This is a genomic window from Neoroseomonas terrae (assembly GCF_018129025.1).
Classification (GTDB): Bacteria; Pseudomonadota; Alphaproteobacteria; order Acetobacterales; family Acetobacteraceae; genus Neoroseomonas; species Neoroseomonas terrae.
The window spans coordinates 167,503-175,380 of the sequence record NZ_JAAEDI010000014.1; the positions used below are offsets into that span (position 1 = coordinate 167,503).

Annotated in this window: 6 protein-coding genes; 1 reads left to right on the forward strand and 5 read right to left on the reverse strand. The window is 71.7% G+C overall.

Going from position 1 to position 7,878, the window contains the following annotated elements; all coding sequences use genetic code 11:
• Positions 1-44 precede the first annotated feature (44 nt).
• Complete coding sequence (locus tag GXW78_RS14590) at positions 45-1,613, reverse strand: acetolactate synthase large subunit (protein WP_456307083.1); 1,569 nt, start codon at positions 1,611-1,613, stop codon at positions 45-47.
• 172 nt (positions 1,614-1,785) lie between these two features.
• On the opposite strand from GXW78_RS14590, the gene GXW78_RS14595 reads away from it, so the two are divergent.
• Positions 1,786-4,056, forward strand: a complete 2,271-nt coding sequence (locus GXW78_RS14595; protein WP_211869553.1) for a fused MFS/spermidine synthase — start codon at positions 1,786-1,788, stop codon at positions 4,054-4,056.
• 3 nt (positions 4,057-4,059) lie between these two features.
• On the opposite strand, the gene GXW78_RS14600 is transcribed toward GXW78_RS14595, so the two are convergent.
• The 4 genes from GXW78_RS14600 to GXW78_RS14615 all read right to left on the reverse strand — a co-directional run.
• Positions 4,060-4,545 carry an RNA pyrophosphohydrolase gene (locus tag GXW78_RS14600; protein WP_211869554.1) on the reverse strand — a complete coding sequence of 162 codons (486 nt, stop codon included), beginning with the start codon at positions 4,543-4,545 and terminating at the stop codon, positions 4,060-4,062.
• Positions 4,542-5,804 (reverse strand): divergent polysaccharide deacetylase family protein, encoded by a 1,263-nt coding sequence (locus GXW78_RS28300; RefSeq protein ID WP_211869555.1) that lies wholly within the window; start codon positions 5,802-5,804, stop codon positions 4,542-4,544. The genes GXW78_RS14600 and GXW78_RS28300 overlap by 4 nt, the downstream gene beginning before the upstream one ends.
• A gap of 20 nt (positions 5,805-5,824) precedes the next feature.
• A complete protein-coding gene (locus GXW78_RS14610) occupies positions 5,825-7,210 on the reverse strand; it encodes a S41 family peptidase (protein ID WP_246522207.1) in 1,386 nt (461 codons plus the stop codon).
• 208 nt (positions 7,211-7,418) lie between these two features.
• On the reverse strand, positions 7,419-7,878 hold a 460-nt coding region (locus GXW78_RS14615), incomplete at its 5' end, for a murein hydrolase activator EnvC family protein (RefSeq protein WP_211869556.1).

Sequence of the window (7,878 nt, forward strand, 5' to 3'; positions counted from 1 at the left end):
GCGCGGTCGCTCGGAGGGGGCAAAGCCCCTCTCCGCGAGCGCAGTCAGATCATCAGCTCGATCAGGAACGGCCCCTTCTGCGCGAAGGACTGCGCCATCAGATCCCCGACCTGATCCAGCGTCGTCGCCCGCGCGCCTTCCACGCCCATGCCGTTCGCCATCTTCACCCAGTCGAGGTCCGGGTTGCCGAGGTCGAGCATGTCCATCGCCGTGCGCCCCGGATTGGCGCCGACATTCTGGTACTCGCCGAGCAGGATCTGGTACTTGCGGTTGGACAGCAGCACGGTCGTCACCGGCAGCTTCTCGCGCGCCTGGGTCCACAGCGACTGCACCGTGTACATCGCCGAGCCGTCGGCCTGCAGGTTGATCACCCGCCGCCCGCCGCCGCCGATCGCCGCGCCCGTCGCCTGCGGCATGCCGCCGCCGATCGCGCCACCGCAGACCTGCATCCAATCGTGCTTCGGCGCGCCGAAGGTCTCGGAGAAGAAGCCACGGCCGAAGGAGACGCTCTCATCGGCGATGATCGCATCCTCCGGCATCAGGGCGCCGAGCGTGCGCGCCAGCCCTTCCGGCGTCGGCGCACCGCGGGCCCGTTCCGGCCGCTTGCCGACATCGGGCATCGGGACGGCCGGCGCGTTCAGCTCCTCGCACAGCGCGCGCAGCGCCGCTTCGGCATCCTGCTCATACCGGGTCAGCACATGGACCTCGGCATTCTCCGGGTAGTGCTTCGACGGCTTGCCCGGATAGGCGAAGAAGCCGATCGGCGCGCGCGAGTTCACCAAGATCAGGTGCTCGACCCAGGACAGCGCCTTGATCGCCTGGTCGGCGGGGTAGGGCACCCGCTCCAGCGGCAGCCGCCCCTGGCCGCGCGCAAGACGCCCGTTCGACCCCTCCGTCATCAGCTTCGCACCGGTCGCCTGGGAGACGCGCCAGGCCAGTGCCTGCCCCCCTTCGCCCAGCGCCTTGCCGCCGAGCAGGATCAGCACGTTCTTCTTCTCGCGCAGGATGCGCGCGGCGTTGCGGATCGCCAGCGGATCGGCCGCCTGCGGCTCGGGCACCGGCAGCGGCTGCGCCACCACGCCGCCCTCGTCCCAGCAGGTGTCGGACGGCAGGATCATGGTCGCGATCTGGCCGGGCGAGGTACGCGCCGCCTGCACCGCGGCGGCGGCATCGGCACCGACATCCTTCGCCTTGGTCGAGGTGCGCATCCAGGCCGAGACCGACCGTGCCAGCCCTTCGGTATCCGCGGTCAGCGGTGCGTCGAAGATGCGGTGATAGGTCGCCTGGTCGCCGACGCAGTTGACGATGCCCGAGCGCGCGCGGCGCGCATTGTGCAGGTTCGCCAGCCCGTTCGCGAGGCCGGGGCCGCAATGCAGCAGCGTCGCGGCGGGCTTGCCGGCCATGCGCCAATACCCGTCGGCCATGCCCGTGACGACGTTCTCCTGCAGGCCAAGCACGCACTTCATGCCCGGGATGCGGTCCAGCGCGGCGACGAAGTGCATCTCGCTCGTGCCTGGGTTTGCGAAACAAACTTCCACACCGCAGCCAAGAAGTGTGTGGACCAGGCTCTCTGCACCGTTCACCGCGTCTCTCCCGTATCGAGGATGGCGCACCCTGCAAGGGACGGCGCGATCGGGCAAGGTGGCGCGGCACAGGGTCGCCGGGGTATCGCGACCCCTCAAAGCGTCCGGATGGACAGTATGTAATTTCCGAGACACATTTCGGTGAAAGGAGTGCGGGGGCGGCCGGGGGCGGCGGGCCGCTGCACGCCGGGGGAGCAGGTGAATGATGTCTCGCCTAGCCGTCGCGTTCTTCGCGACGGGATTTGCGGCGCTGCTGTGCCAGATCGTGTGGCAGCGCATGCTTGGCATCTTCGCCGGGTCCGACACCGTCTCGGCGGCGCTGGTGGTCGGGGCGTTCCTGGCCGGGCTCGGGCTCGGCTCCATCATCGGTGCGAAGGTCGCAGACCGCCTCAGCCCGGCGCGCGCGCTTGCCGGCTTCGCCCTCGCCGAGATCGGCGTCGGCGTTTTCGCGCTGCTCTCCAAGCCATTCCTGTACGACTGGCTGGCGACCGACATGGCGGGTGTGGTGGATGCCGCGCCGGCGATCTTCGCGCTGTGCTTCGCGGGCCTCGTTCTGCCCACCACGCTGATGGGCGCGTCCCTCCCGTTGCTGGCGCGCGCCGTCGCAACCTCGCGTGAGAGCATCGCCGAGCGCATCGGGACGCTGTACGGGCTGAACACGCTCGGCGCGGGCATCGGCGCGCTGCTCGGCGGCTGGCTGCTGGTCGGGCATCTCGGCTTCGTCACGACGCTATGGTTAGCGGCCGGACTCGAATTCTTCGCTGCGGCGCTGTCGCTGACGCTGCTGCGGCAGCTCAGTGCCACGCCCGCGCCGGTGGCGGCGGCCGAGAAGCAGGATGATGCACGCTATGGCGGCCTGCCGCTCTGGTGCCTGCTCGTCTTCCTGTCCGGCTACGTCATCGTCGCGCTGGAAATCGTCTGGGTCCGCTTCATGGGCCAGGTCGGCCAGTACCATGCCTATCTGTTCCCGACTGTGCTCGGCATCTTCCTGCTCGCGGACGGGGCCGGCATGGCGCTCGCGTCCCGCCTGCTGCGGCGGATCGAGGACCCCCGGCCCGCCTTCTTCATCACCCAGTCGGCCGGGTTCGTCATCGCGACGCTGCTGCTGGTCGGGCTGTGGTTCGTGCTGCCGCACCAGCCGCTGGCAGACGTCATGACGGTCGATGGCAACCGCATGCACGGCAGCGCGCTACTGACCACGATCGGGCTCACGCTTCTCGTCGTCGGACCGCCCTCCTTCCTGATCGGCATGACCTTCCCCTTCGTGCAGCGCGCGGTGCAGCGGGACCTTTCGTCGGTCGGCGCGCGCGTCGGCTGGGTGCAACTCGCCAACATCGCAGGGAATGCGGCGGGCTCGATCCTGACCGGCCTCGTCACCTTCCATCTGCTCGGCATGGCCGGGACCCTGAAGCTGCTCGCTGTGCTGTCGCTGCTGCTGGTGCTGTTCTGGATCTGGCGCGCGGGCTGGACGAAGCGGCCCGCGGAGCTTGCGCTCGCCGCCGCTTGCGCCGTGCTGGTTTTCGCCTTGCCGGGCAACGCCGCCTGGTGGACGCGGCTGCATGGCGAACGCCCCGGCCAGCCGGCAGCCTGGGCCGAGGACCGCTCGGGCATCGCCTATTTCCGCGACGAGCGCGCCGATGACGGCCGCGCCGACGGCCCCTTCTTCATCCAGGGCTTCAGCCAGGGCCGCATCCCCTTCCTGCCGATCCACCAGTTCCTTGGCGCGGTCGGCCCGCTGATGCACCCGAACCCGCGCGATGTGCTCGTGATCGGCGTCGGCAGCGGCGGCACGCCCTGGGCCGCCGGCATCCGACCCGAAAGCCGCGTCCGCGCCGTCGAGCTCGTCGGCCCGGTGCTGGCGGCGCTGGAGGAAGTCGGCCGCCGCCACCCCGGCAGCCCCATGGAACAGCTTTTCCGCGACCCGCGCTGGCACCTCGAATACGGCGATGGCCGCCGCACGCTGGCGCGGGAGGATCGCCGTTACGACATCATCGAGGCTGATGCGATCCTGCCGGAATCATCGCATTCCGGCCTGCTCTACAGCGCCGAGTTCCTCGAGCAGGTGCGCGAGCGCCTCGCGCCCGGGGGCCTCTATGTGCAATGGGCGCCGTCGCAGCGCTCCGTCGAGACCTTCGCCTCGGTCTTCCCCCACACGCTGCTGCTGATGCCGGTCGCCGTGCTGGTCGGATCGAACGAGCCGATCCCCTTCGACCCAGCCCGCCTCGCCCGCGCCTTCGAGACCGAGACGGCGCGCGAGCATCTGCGCCGCGGCAACCCGGCCTTCGCCGACTGGACCGCGCTGTACGCGGCGCCGGCGCTGGTCTGGGGGCCGGATGCGCCGCGCGGCGAACCGCCGCTCAGCGACGTCTTTCCGCGTGACGAATTCTACCTGAACAACCCTGTGGTCACGACGGACGTCTTCGCCCGGCGGGCGCGGCGCGTGGTGGCGGATGGCAGCCCGACGGGGCCGTGACACCTATCCCGCGAAGCGCGCGAAATCCCGCGCGAGCCGTTCGTAGATCTCGCGCTTGAACGCGACGGCGAGGTCCGGCAGCTCGGCCAGCCGCGCCCAGCGCCAGGCGTCGAATTCCGGATGCGGGTCGAGGTCGAGCCGGATGTCGGAATCCTGCCCCGTGAACCGCATCGCGAACCATTTCTGCCGCTGCCCGCGATACTTCCCGCCCAGCGCCCTGCCCAGCAGTTCCGGCGGCAGTTCGTAGAACATCCAGTCCGGATGCTCGGCGAGGATGTCGGCCTTCGCGGTGCCGACCTCCTCCTCCAGCTCGCGGAACACCGCGACCGCCGGGTCCTCTCCCGCATCCATCCCGCCCTGCGGCAACTGCCAGCCGCCCGGCGCGCCCTCGGCATTCGGCAGGTCGGCGCGGCGGGCGACCAGCACCAGCCCGGCCGCGTTGAACAGCACGGCGCCGACATTGTCGCGATAGGGGAGAGGGGCTGTCATGGCGCGCTCGCGGGTCGGATAGGGTTGCCGCCATCGGCCACGGCCTCGGGCCGGCGGATCATCGCCGAGACCGGCGCCAGCACCAGCCCGCGCGATGCGAGCCCCGGCGCCCAGGCGGCGATGCGTTCCACCAGCACCGGTGTCGCCGCGCCGGCAAGGCCCAGCGCCGCGCCCCGCTCGCGCGCAAGGGCCTCCAGCTCCGCGAGCCGCCGGTCGATCTCCCCGCGCGTGCCCGCGGGCTCATCCAGCACGACATCGACGCTGCGGCCCCAGGCGCGGGCCGGCGACGGCGCGCCGGGTCGGGGGTCTAGATACAGCAGCCCGCGTTGGCGGAGAGCGTCCTGCACCGTGCCCATCGCCTCGGGCATGGCGGCGAAGCGCTCGCCGCGCAGCCCGCCGATCGCGCCGATCACGCCGACATAGCCCTGTGCGCGCGCCAGCACCCAGTCGAGTCGGTCCATGTTGTCGGGCATGGACCGCCCGGTCAGCAGCGCCTGCTCGCCCGGATGGTTGTTGGGGTAGCCCGCCGGTTCCATCGGCAGGGACATCAGCGTCTCCATGCCGCGCTCCCGCGCGCGTTCGGCCGCCTGGCTGGGGCGCGCGGCATAGGGCGACAGCGCAAGGGCGACGGCGGGCGGCAGGCGACGGATCGCCTCATCCGTCTGCGTCGCGATCTGGCCGATATCGGCGATGACGATGCCGATGCGGGGGCGGGTGTCGCGCCGGTCGAACTCGGCGCCATAAGCGCGGATCGGAGTCCGTCCATCGGTCCCGGCGCGTGGCAGCATGCCGTGGCGGCCGGCTTCCAACAGCCCCGGGTCAGGCGCGGCGATCGGCCGGGCGGGGGCACGCGGCGCGACTGCGGCAGCGAGCGGTGGCGGTTCCGGTGCAAGCGGTGGTGCCGCGGGCGCCGCGACCGCGGGAGGCACGGAAGGCTGGCCCGCGCGCGGTTGCGCGGCGCCCGTCACGGCGGGCGGATCCGGCGTCGATGGCGCGCCGGCCGGGGCCGTCGGCGCCGGGGAGGCAGGCGGCGTTGCCCCAACCGCTGCTGGCGGCACCAGCTCCGTCGTCCGGGACGCGACAGGATGGCTGGCTTCCGCGACAGGCCCCGTCGTGCCGGCCGCTGCGGCCTCCTCCGGCGTGGCCAGGACCGCCCGCCCAGGCGGCCCCAGCTGCTCCACCCACAGCGCGCCGCCGACACCAGCGGCGATCACAGCCACCCAGTAAGCCCCGAGCGCCTTCCATCCCGGCACGCGCATCGGCCGGCCGCCCGGCCGCGTCAGCGTGCGGCGCGGCGCTGCGGATTGGCGGGCGCCGCCGCGATGCCACGCAGCAGCGACAGCGCCTGCTGCAGCTGATGGTCGGTCTCAGGCTTGGTCGGGTCGAAGGCGGCCGCGCCTTCGGCCGGCATGCGCTGCACCCGTTCCACCAGCCCGGCGGGCAGGTTCAGCGGCGGCAGCGGGGGTGCGGCCTGCGGCTGCGCGCCGTTGTCGTTGCGCAGCGCGCGGCGCAGATCGGCCTCGCGGTCGCGCCGCGCGGCGACGGTCTGTGCCGCGTCCTCGCGCTGGGCCAGCACCTCGATGTCCGGCTCGATGCCCGTCGCCTGGATCGACCGGCCCGACGGCGTGTAGTAGCGCGCCGTGGTCAGGCGCATCGCGCCATTGCCCGGAATGGGCATGACCGTCTGCACGCTGCCCTTGCCGAAGGACTTCACGCCCATGACGATGGCGCGGCGATGGTCCTGCAGCGCGCCGGCGACGATCTCGGAGGCCGAGGCCGAGCCGGCGTTGATCAGCACCACGACCGGCAGGCCCTGGGCGATGTCGCCCGAGCGCGCGTTCCAGCGCTGCGCATCCTCCTGCCGGCGCGCACGGGTCGAGACGATCTCGCCCTGATCCAGGAAATCGTCCGAGACCTGCACCGCCTGATCGAGCAGCCCGCCCGGGTTGTTACGCAGGTCGAGCACGATGCCGCGCAGGTTGTTGCCCGCCTGCTGGCGGAGCTGCTGCATCGCGCGGCGCAGCGCCGTCTCGGTCTGCTCGTTGAAGGAGGACAGCCGGATGTAGCCGATGTCGCCCTCGAGCCGTGACCGCACGACCTGCGGGCGGATCACGTCGCGCGTGATGCTGAGCTCGATCGGCCGCTCGGCGCCTTCGCGCCGGATGGTGATGCGGATCGCGGTGCCGCGCTCGCCGCGCATCTGCTCGACCGCGTCCTGCAGCGTCAGCCCCTGAACGGAATTGCCGTTGAGGTGCGTGATGAGGTCGCCCGGCTTCACCCCGGCCCGCGCCGCCGGCGTGTCGTCGATCGGCGAGATCACCTTGACGTAGCCGTTCTCCTGCGTGACCTCGATGCCGAGACCGCCGAACTCGCCGCGCGTCTGGACCTGCATGTCGCGGAACATCCGCGCGTTCATGTAGGAGGAATGCGGATCGAGGCCGTTGAGCATGCCGTTGATGGCATTCTCAATCGCGTCGCGGTCGTTGACCGGCTCGACATATTCGGCGCGGACGCGCTCGAACACGTCGCCGAACAGGTTCAGCAGGCGATAGGTCTCCGCCCGGCCGCCACCGTCCTGCGCCCAGGCGCTCACCATCGGCCCGACGGCCACGCCTGCCACGAAAGCCGCACCAACCGCCGCGAAGGTCGCAGTCCTGCGCCGCATCCGAATTCCTTCCATCAGCATCGCCGGGCCAGTCAGCACGCGGCGAAAGATACCAACCTGTAGCGCAACGCGGGCCCGGGCGCAGCCCGAAACCGCGATGAAACATAGCCGTTACCTGCCTTACCGTACGTCCATCACTGGCTTACGGATCGGCAAGCCCGCCACTCGACGCGCAGCCTGCGCCCTTAGGCGAACCGCCCGTCAGAGCTTAGCCGGAGCCGCCCCGCGCCGCGGCGAGCCAGGGCTGCGGGTCCACCGGCTGCCCATTTCGCCGCAACTCCAGGTAGATACGCCCGCGGCCGCCCTCGCCTTGCCCTACCACGCCCACCGGCTCCCCGGCCAACAGCCGGGCGCCGGTTTCCGCATCGAGTCGGCCCAGCCCGGCGAGCACGACATGGTGCCCCTCCGCGCAATCCACAATCAGCAGCAGGCCGTAGCTACGGAACGGCCCGCTGAACACGGCGCGCCCGGCACAGGGGCTGACCACCCGCGCCCCGGCCGGTGCGGCGATGGTCTGACCGCGCGCCGCACCGCCATCTGCACTATCCCCGAAGCCGCGCAGCACGCGCCCCGCCACGGGCTGCACGCGCCCGCCCCGGCCGATAGCGGCGACGGCGCGTTCCGGCGCGGGCTCGGGCGACGGTTCGGGCACCGGCCGGCCCGCCCGG